This window comes from Streptomyces violaceoruber (assembly GCF_033406955.1).
Lineage (GTDB): Bacteria > Actinomycetota > Actinomycetes > Streptomycetales > Streptomycetaceae > Streptomyces > Streptomyces violaceoruber.
The window spans coordinates 2,668,359-2,685,266 of the sequence record NZ_CP137734.1; the positions used below are offsets into that span (position 1 = coordinate 2,668,359).

Genomic DNA, 16,908 nt, shown 5'->3' on the forward strand with positions numbered 1-16,908 from the left:
CGCCGGGCCCGCCCGGCCCGCGCGCTCAGTCCTCGTCGAAGTCGCCCGCGGCGACCCGCAGCGGCCTGAGCATCGCGAAGATCTCGCCGCACTCCTCGGCGTCGTACGCGCCCAGGCCGAAGTCCATCGCCATCAGGTCGCGGGTGGCCGCCTCGACGACCTCGCGGCCCTTGTCGGTGATGGTGGCCAGCGTGCCGCGGCCGTCGTTGGGGTTGGGGCGCTTGGCCACCAGACCGGAGCGCACCAGGCGGTCGACGGTGTTCGTCACGGAGGTGGGGTGCACCATCAGGCGCTCGCCGATCTTGGACATCGGCAGTTCGCCCGACTTGGAGAAGGTGAGCAGCACCAGCGCCTCGTAGCGCGCGAAGGTCAGCCCGTACGGCTTGACCACGGCGTCGACCTCACCCAGCAGGATCTGCTGGGCCCGCATGATCGAGGTGATCGCCGCCATGGAGGGCACACCGCCCCAGCGCTGTGCCCAGAGTTCGTCGGCTCGGGCGATGGGATCGAAGGAGAGACTGAGGGGCTTCGGCACGGCAAGAGACCTTACCGGCCGGTCACATGCCGGTCAGCTCCGTCTCGCCCTTCGATACCACCGCCCACCGGCACGGTCAGGGGGCGAGGTGGCGCTCGACCGTCTCGACCTTCGACGTGAGGCCGTCCGTCACGCCGGGGCGGATGTCCGCCTTGAGGACCAGGGAGACCCGCGGCGCGCGTGCCTCGACGGCCGCCACGGCCCGCCGGACCACGTCCATGACCTCGCCCCACTCGCCCTCGACGGACGTGAACATCGCGTCGGTGCGGTTCGGCAGCCCGGACTCGCGGACCACCCGGACGGCGTCGGCGACGTACTCCCCCACGTCCTCGCCGACGCCGAGCGGCGTCACGGAGAAGGCGACGATCATGCGTTGACGATCCCTTCCTGGCGGGCGCGGGAGGCGATGACCGCGCTCTCGGCCTCGCGCTTGAGCTTGCGCTCGGCGAAGAAGCCGCCGGTCGGCAGGACCGAGAGGACGAAGTAGAGGGCGGCGGTCTTCAGCGGCCACTTGGCGCGGTTCCAGGCGTCGGCCCAGAAGATCACGTACAGCACGAAGAGGACACCGTGGATCATGCCCATCGCCGGCACCGCGTTGAAGTCGGTGGTCCGCTTCAGGACGGAGCAGACGAGCAGGAGGAGGAACGAGATCGCCTCGGGGGCCGAGACCAGGCGGAGGCGGCGGAGGGCGGTGGCGGTCTTGAGGTCCACGGGTCACCTTCGGAAGGGAGGGATGCGCCGGTGGCGCGGGCGGTGTGCGGTCCGCCTTGTGAACGGAAGCACAATCGTTCGCCCATTGTGGCAAACAATGCCCCAAGGGATGGACTCAGGGTCGTTCTCCACCCGTGGGCCCTGTTCTGTCCACCCGTGGCGGGGCTACTTTCAGCACGTGGCGATGTTCCGACTTCAAGGCAGCAAGGTCCTCGCCGTCGACATGACCCAAGACGCCGTGAAGGCGAAGAACGGCTCGATGGTCGCGTACGACGGGGAGATGGCCTTCAAGAAGCTGAGCGGCGGCGGTGAGGGCATCCGGGGCATGGTGACCCGGCGGATCACCGGCGAGCAGATGACGGTGATGGAGGTGAGGGGGCAGGGGACCTGCTGGTTCGCGGACCGGGCCTCGGAGATCACCCTGGTGGGGCTCCAGGGCGACAAGCTGTACGTCGAGTCGAGCAACTTCCTGGCGGCCGACGCGGGGCTGCGCACCGGGACCAGTTTCACGGGCACGCGCGGCGCCTCCCAGGGCAACGGGCTGTTCACCACGACGATCGAGGGGCACGGGCAGGCGGCGATCATGTCCGACGGCCCGGCGGTGGTGCTGCGGGTCAGCGCGCAGTACCCGCTGACCGTCGACCCGGGGGCGTACGTGGCGCACCAGGGGAACCTGCGGCAGTCCTTCCAGTCGGGTGTGACCTTCCGCACGCTGTTCGGGGAGGGCGGCGGGGAGGCCTTCCAGATCCGCTTCGAGGGCGACGGACTGGTGTACGTGCAGCCGAGCGAGCGGAACACGATCGCGGGGGATGTGTGAGATGGCCTTCGAGGAGATCAACTCCAAGATGGTCCGGGCGACCGTCGCACCGGGGCAGCGGCTGTTCAGTCAGCGCGGGGCGATGCTCGCCTACCAGGGCGAGGTGTCCTTCACCCCCAATCTGCGCGGCGGGCAGGGCGGCGTCATGTCGATGATCGGCCGCCGGGTGGCGAACGAGGACACGCCGCTGATGACCGTCGAGGGCAGCGGCACCGTGCTCTTCGGACACGGCGGCCACCACGTCCAGGTGATCAACCTGTCGGGCGACACCCTGTACGTGGAGGCGGACCGCCTCCTCGCCTTCGAGGGCACCCTGGAGCAGAGCACGGTGTTCCTGGGCTCCCAGGGCGGGGTCATGGGCATGGTGCGGGGCCAGGTGAGCGGGCAGGGGCTGTTCACCACGTCCCTCAAGGGCCACGGCTCGGTGGCGGTGATGGCCCACGGGGGCGTCTTCGAGGTGCCCATCACCCCGCACCGCCCGGTGCGCGTCGATCCGCAGGCCTACGTCGCCCACCACGGCGACGTGCGCAACAAGCTGTCCACGGCCCTGGGCTGGCGGGACATGGTGGGACGTGGCTCCGGCGAGGCGTTCCAGCTGGAGCTGAGCGGCAGCGGCACGGTGTTCGTCCAGGCGTCGGAGGAGAAGCTGTGAGCACGGTCCACCACGACCCGGCGACGCTGCCGGCCGACGACAACGTCAACGCGTACACCTTCTGTGTGGAGCTGAAGGGGAGCCAGTGGTTCCTGCAGAAGGGGAAGATGATCGCCTACTACGGGACGATCGACTTCAACGGGATCGGGCACGGCCGGCTGGACCGTCTGGTGCGCACTTCGTTCCATTCGCCTCTGCACGCGAGCGACTGGGTCGTGGCGGAGGGCTCGGGCAAGATGCTCCTCGCCGACCGGGCCTTCGACGTGAATTCGTACGACCTCGAAGACGGCAACCTGACCATTCGCTCGGGCAACCTGCTCGCTTTTCAGCCAAGCCTCGCGCTCAAGCAGTCGATCGTGCCGGGCTTCCTGACGCTGATCGGAACCGGGAAGTTCGTGGCCGCGTCCAACGGTCCGGTGGTGTTCATGGAACCGCCGATCCGGGTCGACCCGCAGGCCCTGGTCGGCTGGGCCGACTGCCCGTCTCCGTGCCACCACTACGACCACGGGTACATGACCGGCCTACTGGGCGGTCTACGTGCGATGACGGGGCTGGGCGGGGCCTCCGGGGAGGAGCACCAGTTCGAGTTCGTGGGCGCGGGGACGGTGCTGCTGCAGTCGAGCGAGGCGCTGATGGCGGAGCAGGCCGTGGGGGCTCCTCCGCAGCAGGCGGGGGTGCCCGGCGCGGGGGCTCCCGGAGCGTCGGGAGGCCGGTCGGGGGTACCGGGGCTTCCCGGACAGCTGGGGGACCTCCAGCGCCGCTTCGGGCTGTGAGCGGTAATCTGCGGAGTGTGACATCGAACGCGTGCGCACCGTCACCGTCACGGAAAACCCCTCACTAGTTCGCCTTTCAACCTTTTAGGTAGACTTCATTCATGGAGACCGAGACGGCCACTCGCTGGCTGACCGATACGGAGCAGTGTGCTTGGCGCACCCACCTGGAGGTCAACAGGCTGTTGACGCACCAGCTCGAGAAGGACCTGCAGCCGTTCGGCCTGACAATGAACGACTACGAAATCCTGGTGAACCTCTCCGAGTCGGAGGGCGACAGAATGCGGATGAGCGACCTGGCCACCGCCACGATGCAGTCCAAGAGCCGCCTCTCCCACCAGATCACCCGCATGGAGAACGCGAACCTGGTCCGGCGGGAGAACTGCGAGTCCGACCGGCGCGGGCTCTTCGCCGTCCTCACCGAGCACGGCTTGGAGACGATGCGGAAGGTCGCGCCGCACCACGTGGCATCCGTCCGCAGGCACTTCATCGACCTGCTGGCCCCGGAAGACCTGACGGAGCTGGACAAGGCGCTCAAGCCCATCGCGGAACACCTGCGCGGGCAGCGGGGACGACCCTGAGTCCCTGATCACATGTCCCGGGCCGTTCCGGCCCGGTCACCCGGCAGGCGGAGCTCGAACAGGGCGCCGCCTGCCGGTGCGTCGTGCACCGTGAGCGTGCCGCCGTGCCGTACGGCCACGTCGCGGGCGATCGCCAGCCCGAGACCGGCCCCGCCGTCGTCGCGGCTGCGCGCGTCGTCGAGCCGTACGAACCGCTCGAAGATCCGCTCCCGGTCGGCCGCCGGCACGCCTTCGCCGTCGTCGGTCACGGCGACCAGCGCCGTGTCCCCGTCCCACCGCACGGACACCTCCACCACCGAGCGGGCGTGCCGCTCGGCGTTGTCCAGCAGGTTGGCCAGCACCCGCCCCAGCTGCCCGCGCGAGCCGGCCGCACTCACCACGCCCTCGTCCCCCCGCACCCGCACCCCGGCCCGCCCCTCGGCCGCCTCGCGCGCGAGCGCGGCGAGGTCGACCCGGGCGTCGGCGGGCCGCTCCCCCGCGTCCAGCCTGGCCAGCAGCAGCAGATCGGCGGCGAGCCGCTGGAGCCGTACGGTGTCCGCCACGGCGCCGTCCAGATCCAGCAGCTCGGGATGCGCGGCGGCCACCTCCAGCTGGGTGCGCAGCGACGCGATCGGGCTGCGCAGCTCGTGCGAGGCGTCGGCGACGAAGCCGCGCTGCCGCTCCACCGAGGACTCCAGGGCGGCCAGCGTCTCGTTGGTGGTGGTGGCGAGCCTGGCCACCTCGTCGTGGGTGCCCGGCACCGGGACACGCCGGGCCAGGTCCTCGCTGGCGGTGATCGCGGCCATCTCGCGCCGGATGCCCTCCACCGGGCGCAGCGCGCGCCGGGTGACGAGCCAGGTCACCCATGCCACGACCGCGAGCAGCAGCGGGAAGCCGATCAGCATCACCGTCAGGGCGGTGTTCACGGCGCCGTGTTCGGCGGAGAGCGGGGCTCCGGCGTAGACGGTGAGCGTGCCCCGGTCCTCGGTCTTCACCGGGACGGCGGCGAAACGGTAGTCCTCCGTGTCCCCGTCGATGGTCGCCGAGCCGTCGCTGACGGTGATCCGTCCGCCGATCTCGCCGGGTTCGAGGGACTCGCCGGAGTCGTCGTCGGCGTCGTCGTCCTCCCCACCCGGGGAGGCGGCGGGCCGCGGCTTCACCGCGTCGACGCCGGTGCCGCTGATCCGCTCCAGGTCCTCGCTGGCGGCGACCAGCACCCCGTCGTCGTCGACGACCTGCACCGGCCGGTCGTCCACGTCCAGCGACAGGTCCGCGTACGGGGTTCCGACGGCCAGCTCCGTCGCCACCTCCCGCGCCGAGCGCTCGGCCTGGGTGCCCGCCTCGCCGAGCAGGTTGGAGCGCAGGGAGAGCAGGACGGCGGTGCCGGCCGCGACGAGGGCGACGGCGACCACGAGGGTGGCGGCGAGCGTGGCACGGGCCCGCACCGAGGCGAAGAGGCGGCTCACCGCCCGGTCTCCAGCCGGTAGCCGGCGCCGCGCACGGTCCGGATGAGCCCGGCACGCAGCTTGCGCCGCAGCGCGCTGACGTACACCTCGACGATGTTGGGGTCGCCGTCGTAGGCGAAGTCCCAGACGTGCTCCAGGATCTCCGCCTTGGAGACCACCTGCCCGGCCCGCACCACGAGCTGCTCCAGGACGGCGAACTCCTTGGCGGTGAGGGTGGCCTCGTCCTCGCCGAGGAAGACCCGGCGGGCGGCGGTGTCGACCCTGAGGTCGCCGTGGACGTGCACGGGCGAGGCTCCGGCCCCCTGCCCGCGCCGCCGCAGCAGGGCCTTCACCCGGGCGACGAGGACGACGTAGGAGAAGGGCTTGGTGAGGTAGTCGTCCGCGCCCGTGTCCAGGCCCTCGGCCTCGTCGTACTCGCCGTCCTTGGCGGTGAGCATCAGGATCGGCACGTCGTGTCCGGCGGCGCGCAGAGCGGCGCAGACCCGGTAGCCGTTGAGGCCGGGCAGCATGATGTCGAGGATGACGAGGTCGTACACGCCCTCACCCGCCCGGTGCAGTCCCTCCAGGCCGTCGTGGACGACGTCCACGGCGTATCCCTCCGCGGTGAGGCCCTTGGCGAGCGACACGGCGAGGCGCTTCTCGTCCTCCACGATCAACAGGCGCATGGGTAGAGGGTCCCAAAGCCGAGCTGAAGATCCCTTCAGGTGGCTTCAGCCTGGCCTCAGCGTCGGTCCGCGACAGTGAAGTCACCGAAAACCGCTGGACTCTGGATGACTCGGAGGAAACCGCATGAAGCGCAACATCGTGATCGCCGCCGTCACCGCCGCCGCACTGATCGGAGGCGGTACGGCGACGGCCCTGGCGACGACGGGGGACGACGACCGGGGTACGGCGTCCCGCGCGGACGTCGCGGACGTCGCGGACGCACCGGCCGTCACCGTGTCGGACGACGGCGGCGTACGGGACGAGGCCGACGACCGTGACGACGACCGGCGCGACGACTCCCGCGCCGCCGCCGCGAAGGTGACGGCGGCCGACGCCGTCGCCGCCGCCCTCGCGGAGACCCCGGGCACCGCGGTCTCCGCCGAGCTGGACGACGAGGACGACGACGGGGACGACGGGGACGACCGCCGGGAGCGCGCGGCCTGGGAGGTCGACGTCCTCGCCGGCGACGGCACCTGGCACAGCGTCCGGGTCGACCCGGCCACCGGCAAGGTCCTCGGCTCCGAGCGGGACGACGACGAGGACGACACCGCAGAGGTGCGCGCGGCCCTGAAGGGCGCCTCGGTGGACGCCGCCGAGGCGGCGAAGGCGGCGGCCGGACACGGCACCGTCACCTCCGTCGAACTGGACGACGACGGCGACCACGGCGACGGCAGGCCCGCCTGGGAGGTCGAGACGCGCGCCTCCGGCGAGGGTGGACAGGACTGGCGGGTCGACCTGAAGACCGGAAAGGTCACGGCCGACCGCTCGGACGAGGCGCACGGCTCTCACGACTCGGACGACGCCGACGACTCCGGCAGTTCCGACGACTCCGACGACGACTGAGCGGCCCCTCCGGTCCCGCCGCCCCCTCCGGCGGGCCGGGCCGCCCCGCGGCGGTACCCCGGCACCAGCGCCGCCGCCGCGGCGACCGCGCCGGCGACCGCGAAGCACACCGGCAGCGGCAGCCGTTCCACCAGCAGGCCCACCGCGGCGGCGCCGACGGACATCCCGGCGTTCACGGCGGTGTTGCACCAGGCGCCCGCCCGGACCCGGAAACCGGGCGCCACGCTCTCGTCGGCGATCAGGTACGCCGTCGTCAGCGCCGGGGCCACGAACAGGCCCGCGCACATGACGGCCAGGACCAGCGTGCCGAGTCCGGGCGCGAGGCCCGCGGCGGCGAGGCAGAGGCCGACCCCGGCCGCGAAGAACGGGAGCCGCGCCCGGGTGGGCGAACTCCAGGCGACGGCGCCGTTGACGAGACCGCCGACCGCGGAGCCCACCGACAGCGCCGCGAGCACCCAGGCGACCGTGCGGTCCCCGAGGCCGCGCTCCCCCGCGAAGGCCACGACGAGGAGGTCGACGGCGCTCACCGAGACGCCGACCGCCGCCGCGACGACGACGGGCTGCAGCAGCGCCCGGCCCTGCCCCGGGCCACCTCGGCCGGCTGCCGGACCGTCGCTCTTCTCCCGCCCCGCCGGGCGCAGCGCCGCGGTCGCCGGTGAGGTGACGAAGGCGAGGGTGCCGACCGCCACCAGCACCGCGCTGAGCACGACGCCGACCACCGGCGAAGCGACGGCGACGATGCCGCCGACCAGGAGCGGGCCGGAGACGAAGAGCAGTTCCTCGGCAACGCCGTCCACGCTGTAGGCACGCTGCAACAGCCGCCGGTCCGGGAGCAGTTCGGCCCACACCGCGCGCATCGTGGGGCCGAGCGGGGGCGTGCAGGCGCCCGCGAGCCCGGCGGTCACCGCGAGGACGGCCTCGGAGGTGCCCGGACGCCGGCAGGCCGCCGCTAGCACGCAGAGCAGGGCGGCGTAGAGCAGGGCCATGGGCAGCAGGGCCCGGCGCGGACCGAGCCGGTCGACGAGGGAAGCACGGTAGGGGGACAGGAAGACGCTCGTGGCGCCGAAGAGCGCCATGACCAGCCCGGCCACGGCGTACGACCCGGTGGACCGGGTCAGGGAGAGCATCAGGGAGAGGGAGACCGTGCCGTACGACAGCCGGCCGACGAGGACGGCGGAGAAGGTGCGGCGGGCATGGGGGACACGGAGTACGGCGGCGTACGAGGGCCGCGAAAGAGGCGTGGACACGCGAAGGGTTCCTCAGCAGGAAGGCAACTAGGGGACGCCGATGCGCGCGACGGCCGGATGCGGCGGTCGCGTGCGGGGCGGGTCCTAGGCCAAGAGGAGGAACACGCGGGTCACTTTAGCCCGTCCGGCACTCAAGGACGAGACCGTTGAGCCCCCCCCCAGCCCGTCCGGCACTTGAGGACGAGGCCGTTGAGCCCCCAGCCCGTCCGGCGTTTGAGGACGAGGCCGTTCAGGCCGAAAGCGGGGGTCTGGGGGTGGCGCCCCCAGGGTCGGGAAGGGAAGGGGCGGCGGGGGCGAAGAAACCCCGCGCCGGAAGACCGCCCCGCACCGCTCAGCCCCCGCGTCAGCCCCGCGTCAGCCCCGCCACCAGCTCGTCCGCCGCCCGGTACGGATCCAGTTCCCCGGCGACGATCCGCTCCGCCAGAGCGCCCAGCCGCCGGTCCCCGTGCAGGTCACCGATGCGCTCGCGCAGCGTGGTGACGGCGATGGTCTCGACCTCGCGCGCCGCACGGGCCCGGCGGCGCTCGGTGAGGACATCCCGCTCCTCCATCCACGCACGGTGCTTCTCCAGCGCCTCGACCACCTCGTCGACACCCTCGCCGCGCGCGGCGACCGTCTTGACGATGGGCGGGCGCCAGTCGCCGGCGGCGCGGGCCTCGCCGAGGCCCAGCATGTGGTTCAGCTCGCGGGCGGTCGCGTCCGCACCGTCACGGTCGGCCTTGTTGACCACGTAGACGTCGCCGATCTCCAGGATTCCGGCCTTGGCCGCCTGGATGCCGTCGCCCATGCCGGGGGCGAGCAGGACGACGGAGGTGTCGGCCTGGGAGGCGATCTCGACCTCCGACTGGCCGACGCCCACCGTCTCCACCAGGACCACGTCGCAGCCGGCCGCGTCCAGCACGCGGATCGCCTGCGGCGCGGCCCAGGCGAGGCCGCCGAGGTGGCCGCGGGTGGCCATCGAGCGGATGTAGACGCCCGGGTCGGAGGCGTGCTCCGACATCCGCACCCGGTCGCCGAGCAGGGCGCCGCCGGAGAAGGGGGAGGACGGGTCGACGGCGAGTACGCCGACCCGCCTGCCCTGCTTGCGGTACGCCGTGACCAGCGCCGAGGTGGACGTCGACTTGCCGACCCCCGGGGAGCCGGTCAGGCCGACCACGTACGCGTTGCCGGTGAGCGGCGCGAGCGCCTCCATGACCTCCCTGAGCTGCGGGGACGCCCCCTCCACCAGGGAGATCAGCCGGGCCACGGCCCGCGGCCGGCCTTCTCGGGCCTGGGCCACCAGTGAGGAGACGTCCTGCATCACAGCTCCGTTCAGTGAGAAGTCGTAACTCGGGGGGTCAGGCCCCGGGCACCCGCACGATCAGCGCGTCGCCCTGACCGCCGCCGCCGCACAGCGCGGCCGCGCCCACACCGCCGCCGCGCCGCTTCAGTTCCAGGGCGAGGTGCAGCACCAGCCGGGCGCCGGACATGCCGATCGGGTGACCGAGGGCGATGGCACCACCGTTGACGTTCACCTTTTCGGTGGACACGCCGAGGTCCTTCATTGACTGCACGGCCACGGCCGCGAAGGCCTCGTTGATCTCGACGAGGTCGAGGTCGGCGACCTCCAGGCCCTCCTTCTTGAGGGCGTGCCGGATGGCGTTCGACGGCTGCGACTGCAAAGAGTTGTCGGGGCCCGCGACATTGCCGTGCGCGCCGATCTCCGCGATCCACTCCAGACCCAGCTCCTCGGCCTTGGCCCGGCTCATCACGACCACGGCCGCCGCGCCGTCGGAGATCTGGGAGGAGGAGCCGGCGGTGATGGTGCCGTCCTTGGCGAAGGCCGGACGCAGCTTGCCGAGCGACTCGGCGGTGGTGTCGCCGCGGATGCCCTCGTCCTTGGCGAACAGCACCGGGTCGCCCTTGCGCTGCGGGATCTCGACCGGGGTGATCTCCGCGTCGAAGACGCCGTTCTTCTGGGCGGCGGCGGCGCGCTGGTGGGACAGGGCGGCGATCTCGTCCTGGGCGGCGCGCTCGATGCCGAGCCGGGTGTTGTGCTTCTCCGTGGACTCGCCCATGGCGATGTCCTCGAAGGAGTCGGTCAGGCCGTCGTAGGCCATGGCGTCGATCATCTGGACCGCACCGTACTTGTAGCCCTCGCGGGACTTGGGGAGCAGGTGCGGGGCGTTGGTCATGGACTCCTGGCCGCCCGCGACGATCACGTCGAATTCACCCGCGCGAATGAGCTGGTCGGCGAGTGCGATGGCGTCGAGGCCGGAGAGGCAGACCTTGTTGATCGTGAGCGCGGGGACGCTCATGGGGATGCCGGCCTTGACGGCGGCCTGGCGGGCGGGGATCTGCCCGGCGCCGGCCTGGAGCACCTGCCCCATGATCACGTACTGGACCTGGTCGCCGCCGATCCCGGCGCGGTCGAGGGCGGCCTTGATCGCGAAGCCGCCGAGGTCGGCCCCGGAGAAGGACTTGAGGGAGCCGAGCAGCCGCCCCATCGGGGTGCGGGCACCCGCGACGATGACGGAAGTCGTGCCGTTCGATGCAGAAGACATGGGCTGCGATCCCCTTTTCCGGCCCGCACAGGCCGAGGAGTGAACGAGGGTTTACTCGAATGTACTGAGCGGTATCCCGCCCGTCACCGGGCTGTCGGTGTGATCGCGCGCACGTTGCGTAACCACCTCCGGAGCGCTGCACTGAAACCATGCTGACGCGAATCGACCACATCGGAATCGCCTGCCACGACCTCGACGCGACCGTCGAGTTCTACCGTGCCACCTACGGCTTCGAGGTGTTCCACACCGAGGTCAACGAGGAGCAGGGGGTGCGCGAGGCCATGCTCAAGATCAACGATACGTCGGACGGGGGCGCCTCGTACCTCCAGCTCCTGGAGCCGACCCGCGAGGACTCCGCGGTCGGCAAGTGGCTCGCGAAGAACGGCGAGGGCGTCCACCACATCGCCTTCGGTACGGCGGACGTGGACGCGGACGCCGCGGACATCCGCGACAAGGGCGTACGCGTTCTGTACGACGAGCCCCGGCGCGGTTCCATGGGGTCGCGGATCACCTTCCTGCACCCCAAGGACTGCCATGGCGTACTGACAGAACTGGTCACTTCGGCGGCCGTTGAGTCACCTGAGCACTGACCCTCGTACATAGGGGCCGGTAGGGTTGGGTGCGGTCGCCGCTCAGTCCAGGGTGACCCGGTCCTGTCGCCTTGGGCGCCGGGACCGCCGGGGTCGTGTTTCGGGGGGCGGGCGACGGGGCAGCAGCACATGCTCCGCCGTTGATCTGACACCATTCCCCGGGGGCCCCGTCCGTCGGACGGACGGAGCTCGTTCGGGAAGATTTGCGACCAGGGGACGGATGGGACCGCGCAGTGCGGGGCTACGAGAGCCAGGAGCGAGAGCCGGCGGCTGACGTCGACCACCTCTCTCGGTTCGAGGCCGAGATGAAGCGGCTGAAGACCGAGCGGGAAAAGGCGATCCAGCACGCCGAGGACCTCGGCTACCAGGTCGAGGTGCTGCGCGCCAAGCTGCACGAGGCGCGCCGCACCATCATGTCCCGGCCCGCCTTCGACGGCGGCGACATCGGGTACCAGGCCGAGCAGTTGCTGCGCAACGCGCAGACGCAGGCCGACCAGCTGCGCGCCGACGCGGAGCGGGAGCTGAGCCAGGCGCGGGCGCAGACCCAGCGGATCCTCCAGGAGCACGCCGAGCAGGCCGCCAGGCTCCAGGCGGAGCTGCACCAGGAGGCGGTCACCCGCCGCCAGCAGCTCGACCAGGAGCTGGCCGAGCGCCGGCAGACCGTCGAGTCGCACGTCAACGAGAACGTGGCCTGGGCGGAGCAGCTGCGCGCCCGCACCGAGCAGCAGGCCCGGCGCCTGCTCGACGAGTCCCGGGCCGAGGCCGAGCAGGCCATGGCCGCGGCCCGCGCGGAGGCCGAGCGGCTGACCGCCGAGGCCCGTCAGCGGCTGCGGAGCGACGCGGAGAGCGCCCGCGCCGAGGCCGAGCAGATCCTGCGCCGGGCGCGCACCGACGCGGAGCGGCTGCTGAACGCCGCCTCGACGCAGGCGCAGGAGGCGACCGACCACGCGGAGCAGCTGCGCAGCTCCACCGCCTCCGAGTCGGAGTCCACCCGGCGCGAGGTGCAGGAGCTGAGCCGGGCCGCCGAGCAGCGCATGTCGGAGGCCGAGGAGGCGCTGCGCAAGGCGCAGGCCGAGGCCGAGAAGGTGGTCGCCCAGGCCGAGGAGGCCGCCGCCAAGGCCCTGTCGAGCGCCGAGGCGACCAACGAGCAGCGCACCCGCACCGCCAAGGAGCAGGTCGCCCGGCTGGTCGGCGAGGCCACCAAGGACGCCGAGAGCACCAGGTCCGAGGCCGAGCAGGTGGTCGCGGACGCCCGTGCCGAGGCCGAGCGGATCGTCGCCGAGGCCGCCGAGAAGGCCCGCACGATCACGGCCGAGGAGTCGGCCACCCAGCTGTCCAAGGCGGCCAAGACGGCCGAGGACGTGCTGAACAAGGCGTCGGAGGACGCCAAGCGGACCACGAAGGCGGCCACCGAGGAGGCCGAGCGGATCCGCACCGAGGCCGAGGCCGAGGCGGACCGGCTGCGCGCCGAGGCGCACGACATCGCCGCGGAGCTGAAGGGCGCGGCGAAGGACGACACCAAGGAGTACCGCGCCAAGACGGTCGAACTGCAGGAGGAGGCGCGCCGGCTGCGCGGCGAGGCCGAGCAGCTGCGGGCGGACGCGGTCGCCGAGGGCGAGAAGATCCGCGCCGAGGCCCGCAAGGAGGCCGTGGCGCAGATCGAGGAGGCGGCGAAGACCGCCGAGGAGCTGCTCGCCAAGGCCAAGGCGGACGCCGACGAGCTGCGGCAGACCGCGACGGCGGACGGCGAGAAGGTCCGCGCCGAGGCCATCGAGCGGGCGACGACCCTGCGCCGGCAGGCCGAGGAGACCCTGGAGCGCACCCGCGCGGAGGCCGAACGGCACCGCGCGGAGGCCGCCGAGCGGGTGGAGGAGCTCCAGGCGGAGGCCGAGCGGGCCGCCCGCGAGCTGCGCGAGGAGACCGAGCGCGCCGTCGAGGCCCGGCAGGCGGAGGCCGCCGAGGAGCTGACGCGGCTGCACACCGAGGCCGAGGAGCGCCGCAGCGCCGCCGAGGAGGCGCTGAGCGGGGCCCGCGAGGAGGGCGAGCGGATCCGCCGCGAGGCCGCCGAGGAGAGCGAGCGGCTGCGCACCGAGGCCGCGGAGCGGGTCCGTACCCTCCAGCAGCAGGCCGAGACGGAGGCCGAGCGGCTGCGCACCGAGGCCGCCGCGGACGCGTCCGCCTCCCGCGCGGAGGGCGAGGCCGTCGCCGTACGGCTGCGCTCGGAGGCTTCCAACGAGGCGGAGCGGCTGAAGACGGAGGCGCAGGAGAGCGCCGACCGGGTGCGGGCGGAGGCGCAGACCGCCGCCGAGCGCATCGCGGCCGAGGCGTCCGAGGCGCTGGCCGCCGCCCAGGAGGAGGCCGCCCGGCGCCGCCGCGAGGCGGAGGAACTGCTCGGCTCCGCCCGGCAGGAGGCCGACCAGGAGCGCGAGCGGGCCCGCGAGCAGAGCGAGGAGCTGCTGGCCTCGGCACGCAACCGCGTGGAGGAGGCCCAGGCCGAGGCGGTCCGGCTGGTCGAGGAGGCCGACCGGCGCGCCACCGAGATGGTGTCGGCGGCCGAGCAGCACGCGGCGCAGGTACGGGAGTCGGTCGCCGGGCTGCACGAGCAGGCCCAGGAGGAGATCACCGGGCTGCGCAGCGCCGCCGAGCACGCCGCCGAGCGCACCCGGACCGAGGCCCAGGAGGAGGCGGACCGGGTCCGCGCCGACGCCTACGCGGAGCGGGAGCGGGCGAGCGAGGACGCCGGACGCCTCAGGCGCGAGGCGCAGGAGGAGACCGAGGCCGCCAAGGCGCTGGCCGAGCGGACCGTGTCCGAGGCCATCACCGAGGCCGACCGGATCCGCTCGGACGTCTCCGAGCACGCCCAGCGGGTGCGCACGGAGGCCTCCGACGCCATCGCCGAGGCCGAGCAGTCCGCGTCGCGCACCCGGGCGGACGCCCGCGAGGACGCCAACCGCATCCGGTCCGACGCGGCGACGCAGGCGGACACCCTGATCACCGAGGCCCGTTCCGAGGCGGAGCGGCTCACCACCGAGACGGCGGCCGAGACCGACCGGATCCGCACCCAGACGCTCGCGGAGGCGGAGCGCGTCACCGCCGAGGCGGCGAGCGAGTCCGAGCGGGTCAGGACGGAGGCGGCCACCGAGGCGGAGCGGCTGCGCACCGAGACGATCGCCGAGGCCGACCGGGTACGGGCCGAGGCGGGCGCCCGGGCCGAGCAGCTGGTCTCGGACGCCACCGGGGAGGCGGAGCGGCTGCGGGCCGAGGCCGCCGACACCGTCGGCTCCGCGCAGCAGCACGCCGAGCGGCTCCGCACCGAGGCGGACCGGGTCCGCCGCGAGGCGGCGGCCGAGGCCGAGCGGGTCACCACGGCGGCCCGCGAGGAGGCCGAGCGCACCCTCGACGAGGCCCGCAAGGACGCCAACAAACGGCGCTCGGAGGCCGCCGAGCAGGTCGACACGCTCATCACGGAGACCGCTGCCGAGGCCGACAAGCTGCTCACCGAGGCGCAGCAGCAGGCCCAGAAGACCACCGCGGACGCCGAGTCGCAGGCCGACACGATGGTCGGCGCGGCCCGCTCGGAGGCCGACCGGATCGTCCAGGAGGCGACGGTCGAGGGCAACACCCGGGTGGAGAAGGCCCGTACGGACGCGGACGAGCTGCTGGTCGGCGCCCGCCGGGACGCGACCGCCATAAGGGAGCGCGCGGAGGAGCTGCGCGAGCGGCTCACCTCCGAGATCGAGGAGCTGCACGAGCGGGCCCGCCGCGAGGCCGCCGAGACGATGAAGTCGGCCGGCGACCGCTGCGACGCGCTCATCAAGGCCGCCGAGGAGCAGCTCGCCAAGGCGGAGGCGAAGGCGAAGGAGCTGGTGTCGGAGGCCAACTCCGAGGCCGGCAAGGTGCGCATCGCCGCCGTCAAGAAGGCCGAGGGGCTGCTCAAGGAGGCCGAGCAGAAGAAGGCCACCCTGGTCCGCGAGGCCGAGGAGCTGAAGGCCGAGGCGGTCCGCGAGGCCCGGGCCACGGTCGACGAGGGCAAGCGCGAGCTGGAGGTGCTGGTCCGGCGCCGCGAGGACATCAACGCGGAGATCTCCCGGGTCCAGGACGTGCTGGAGGCGCTGGAGTCGTTCGAGGCGCCCGGGGGTGCGAAGGACAACGGGGTGAAGGCCGGAGCGACGGTGGGCGCCCCACGTTCGGGTGGCAAGTCGTCAGACGGCTAGCGTTCGGGGCGGTTTGGGTGTCTGCTGGAGATCTTTGGCCGAGTCCCGACGGGACCGTTCACCTGAACTTTGGCAAGCCATCCGCGGGTCAGCCACTCAAAAGAGGTGTCATTCTCCGTATCAAACGTGCATCCGCTCGATGACACACCGCATTGGCGCCTAGGATTCCCTCTATCACCTCACCCGGTCTCTTTCGACAGGAACCCCATGAGCGACACTTCCCCCTACGGCTTCGAGCTTGTGCGGCGTGGGTACGACCGCGCTCAGGTGGACGAACGCATCTCCAAGCTCGTCTCCGACCGTGACAGCGCTCTCGCCCGCATCACCGCTCTGGAAAAGCGCATCGAGGAGCTCCACCTCGAGACTCAGAACGCCCAGGCCCAGGTCAACGACGCAGAGCCGTCGTACGCCGGTCTCGGCGCCCGGGTCGAGAAGATCCTGCGGCTCGCCGAGGAAGAGGCGAAGGACCTGCGCGAGGAGGCCCGGCGCGCGGCCGAGCAGCACCGCGAGCTGGCCGAGTCCTCGGCCCAGCAGGTGCGCAACGACGCGGAGTCGTACGCCGCCGAGCGCAAGGCCAAGGCCGAGGACGAGGGCGTCCGGATCGTCGAGAAGGCCAAGGGCGACGCCTCGCAGCTGCGTTCCGAGGCGCAGAAGGACGCGCAGTCGAAGCGCGACGAGGCCGACGCGCTCTTCGAGGAGACCCGCGCGAAGGCCGCGCAGGCCGCCGCCGACTTCGAGACCAACCTCGCCAAGCGCCGCGAGCAGTCGGAGCGGGACCTGGCCTCCCGTCAGGCCAAGGCCGAGAAGCGGCTCGCGGAGATCGAGCACCGCGCGGAGCAGCTGCGCCTGGAGGCGGAGAAGCTGCGCACGGACGCCGAGCGCCGGGCCCGCCAGACCGTGGAGACGGCGCAGCGCCAGTCCGAGGACATCGTGGCCGACGCCAACGCCAAGGCCGACCGGATCCGTTCGGAGTCGGAGCGCGAGCTGGCCGCCCTCACCAACCGCCGCGACTCCATCAACGCGCAGCTGACCAACGTGCGCGAGATGCTGGCGTCGCTCACGGGCGCCGCGGTGGCGGCCGCGCCGTCGGTCGAGGACGAGTCGGTCTCCCGCGGGGTCCCGGCCCAGCAGTCCCGCTGACGCCCTTGCGCCCGGGCGGTTTCGGCTGCGCGGGGGGTACGCCTGCCGAATCCGTACGAACATGGGCGAGGCCTGTTGTCACTGGGGTGGCAGCGGGCCTCGTCCCGTTCTAGCG

The 16,908-nt window shown here is 72.6% G+C and carries 16 protein-coding genes; 8 read left to right on the top strand and 8 right to left on the bottom strand.

Translation table 11 applies throughout. The features are described from left to right. Positions 1-25: 25 nt before the first annotated feature. The 3 genes from R2E43_RS11485 to R2E43_RS11495 all read right to left on the bottom strand — a co-directional run bounded on the left by R2E43_RS11485 (position 26) and on the right by R2E43_RS11495 (position 1,246). Positions 26-535: a MarR family winged helix-turn-helix transcriptional regulator gene (locus R2E43_RS11485; protein WP_003973586.1), complete on the bottom strand. Its 510-nt coding sequence runs from the start codon at positions 533-535 to the stop codon at positions 26-28. Between the two features lie 76 nt (positions 536-611). Further along, positions 612-905: an MTH1187 family thiamine-binding protein gene (locus R2E43_RS11490; protein WP_093457012.1), complete on the bottom strand. Its 294-nt coding sequence runs from the start codon at positions 903-905 to the stop codon at positions 612-614. Then, positions 902-1,246, bottom strand: a complete 345-nt coding sequence (locus R2E43_RS11495) for a DUF3817 domain-containing protein (protein ID WP_003973588.1) — start codon at positions 1,244-1,246, stop codon at positions 902-904. Before R2E43_RS11495 ends, R2E43_RS11490 begins: the two co-directional genes overlap by 4 nt. A 184-nt stretch (positions 1,247-1,430) precedes the next feature. Here R2E43_RS11495 and R2E43_RS11500 point away from each other — a divergent pair, with 184 nt between their 5' ends. From R2E43_RS11500 to R2E43_RS11515, 4 genes are all read left to right on the top strand, one after another. Further along, positions 1,431-2,063, top strand: a complete 633-nt coding sequence (locus R2E43_RS11500; protein ID WP_093457011.1) for an AIM24 family protein — start codon at positions 1,431-1,433, stop codon at positions 2,061-2,063. Position 2,064: 1 nt separating this feature from the next. After that, a complete protein-coding gene (locus R2E43_RS11505; protein ID WP_319124933.1) occupies positions 2,065-2,715 on the top strand; it encodes an AIM24 family protein in 651 nt (216 codons plus the stop codon). Then, entirely contained in the window at positions 2,712-3,488 is a 777-nt protein-coding gene (locus tag R2E43_RS11510) for an AIM24 family protein (protein ID WP_003973591.1), read from the top strand. The genes R2E43_RS11505 and R2E43_RS11510 overlap by 4 nt, the downstream gene beginning before the upstream one ends. A 101-nt stretch (positions 3,489-3,589) precedes the next feature. Next, complete coding sequence (locus tag R2E43_RS11515; protein ID WP_003973592.1) at positions 3,590-4,066, top strand: MarR family winged helix-turn-helix transcriptional regulator; 477 nt, start codon at positions 3,590-3,592, stop codon at positions 4,064-4,066. An 8-nt stretch (positions 4,067-4,074) separates the two neighbouring features. On the opposite strand, the gene R2E43_RS11520 is transcribed toward R2E43_RS11515, so the two are convergent. Together R2E43_RS11520 and R2E43_RS11525 are read right to left on the bottom strand one after the other, a co-directional pair. Then, positions 4,075-5,511 (bottom strand): sensor histidine kinase, encoded by a 1,437-nt coding sequence (locus R2E43_RS11520; protein ID WP_003973593.1) that lies wholly within the window; start codon positions 5,509-5,511, stop codon positions 4,075-4,077. After that, positions 5,508-6,176, bottom strand: coding sequence for a response regulator transcription factor (locus R2E43_RS11525; protein ID WP_003973594.1), 669 nt, complete (start codon positions 6,174-6,176; stop codon positions 5,508-5,510). Before R2E43_RS11525 ends, R2E43_RS11520 begins: the two co-directional genes overlap by 4 nt. 124 nt (positions 6,177-6,300) lie before the next feature. Between R2E43_RS11525 and R2E43_RS11530 the strand changes: the two genes are divergently transcribed. Further along, a complete protein-coding gene (locus R2E43_RS11530; protein ID WP_332056159.1) occupies positions 6,301-7,059 on the top strand; it encodes a PepSY domain-containing protein in 759 nt (252 codons plus the stop codon). Here the strand turns inward: R2E43_RS11530 and R2E43_RS11535 are convergent. The 3 genes from R2E43_RS11535 to R2E43_RS11545 all read right to left on the bottom strand — a co-directional run bounded on the left by R2E43_RS11535 (position 7,002) and on the right by R2E43_RS11545 (position 10,849). After that, positions 7,002-8,306 carry an MFS transporter gene (locus R2E43_RS11535; protein WP_332056160.1) on the bottom strand — a complete coding sequence of 435 codons (1,305 nt, stop codon included), beginning with the start codon at positions 8,304-8,306 and terminating at the stop codon, positions 7,002-7,004. The genes R2E43_RS11530 and R2E43_RS11535 overlap by 58 nt on opposite strands. 343 nt (positions 8,307-8,649) lie before the next feature. Beyond that, a complete protein-coding gene (meaB, locus tag R2E43_RS11540; protein WP_011030222.1) occupies positions 8,650-9,606 on the bottom strand; it encodes a methylmalonyl Co-A mutase-associated GTPase MeaB in 957 nt (318 codons plus the stop codon). A gap of 37 nt (positions 9,607-9,643) precedes the next feature. Continuing rightward, positions 9,644-10,849 (bottom strand): acetyl-CoA C-acetyltransferase, encoded by a 1,206-nt coding sequence (locus tag R2E43_RS11545; protein WP_093457009.1) that lies wholly within the window; start codon positions 10,847-10,849, stop codon positions 9,644-9,646. A gap of 149 nt (positions 10,850-10,998) precedes the next feature. On the opposite strand from R2E43_RS11545, the gene mce reads away from it, so the two are divergent. The 3 genes from mce (at position 10,999) to R2E43_RS11560 (ending at position 16,793) form a co-directional block, all read left to right on the top strand. Next, positions 10,999-11,439 (top strand): methylmalonyl-CoA epimerase, encoded by a 441-nt coding sequence (gene mce, locus R2E43_RS11550; RefSeq protein WP_003973598.1) that lies wholly within the window; start codon positions 10,999-11,001, stop codon positions 11,437-11,439. Between the two features lie 233 nt (positions 11,440-11,672). After that, the gene (scy, locus tag R2E43_RS11555; protein WP_003973599.1) at positions 11,673-15,653 is read left to right on the top strand and encodes a polarized growth protein Scy; all 3,981 of its coding nucleotides are present in this window, start codon (positions 11,673-11,675) and stop codon (positions 15,651-15,653) included. A gap of 207 nt (positions 15,654-15,860) precedes the next feature. Next, entirely contained in the window at positions 15,861-16,793 is a 933-nt protein-coding gene (locus R2E43_RS11560; protein ID WP_003973600.1) for a coiled-coil domain-containing protein, read from the top strand. Positions 16,794-16,908 lie beyond the last annotated feature (115 nt).

What these genes read in the sequence shown, in the direction of transcription:
- R2E43_RS11490 (WP_093457012.1), bottom strand. Translation starts at nt 905, where the DNA reads ATGATCGTCGCCTTCTCCGTGACGCCGCTCGGCGTCGGCGAGGACGTG.
- R2E43_RS11500 (WP_093457011.1), top strand. Translation starts at nt 1,431, where the DNA reads ATGTTCCGACTTCAAGGCAGCAAGGTCCTCGCCGTCGACATGACCCAA.
- R2E43_RS11505 (WP_319124933.1), top strand. Translation starts at nt 2,065, where the DNA reads ATGGCCTTCGAGGAGATCAACTCCAAGATGGTCCGGGCGACCGTCGCA.
- R2E43_RS11515 (WP_003973592.1), top strand. Translation starts at nt 3,590, where the DNA reads ATGGAGACCGAGACGGCCACTCGCTGGCTGACCGATACGGAGCAGTGT.
- R2E43_RS11525 (WP_003973594.1), bottom strand. Translation starts at nt 6,176, where the DNA reads ATGCGCCTGTTGATCGTGGAGGACGAGAAGCGCCTCGCCGTGTCGCTC.
- R2E43_RS11530 (WP_332056159.1), top strand. Translation starts at nt 6,301, where the DNA reads ATGAAGCGCAACATCGTGATCGCCGCCGTCACCGCCGCCGCACTGATC.
- meaB (WP_011030222.1), bottom strand. Translation starts at nt 9,606, where the DNA reads ATGCAGGACGTCTCCTCACTGGTGGCCCAGGCCCGAGAAGGCCGGCCG.
- R2E43_RS11545 (WP_093457009.1), bottom strand. Translation starts at nt 10,849, where the DNA reads ATGTCTTCTGCATCGAACGGCACGACTTCCGTCATCGTCGCGGGTGCC.
- mce (WP_003973598.1), top strand. Translation starts at nt 10,999, where the DNA reads ATGCTGACGCGAATCGACCACATCGGAATCGCCTGCCACGACCTCGAC.
- R2E43_RS11560 (WP_003973600.1), top strand. Translation starts at nt 15,861, where the DNA reads ATGAGCGACACTTCCCCCTACGGCTTCGAGCTTGTGCGGCGTGGGTAC.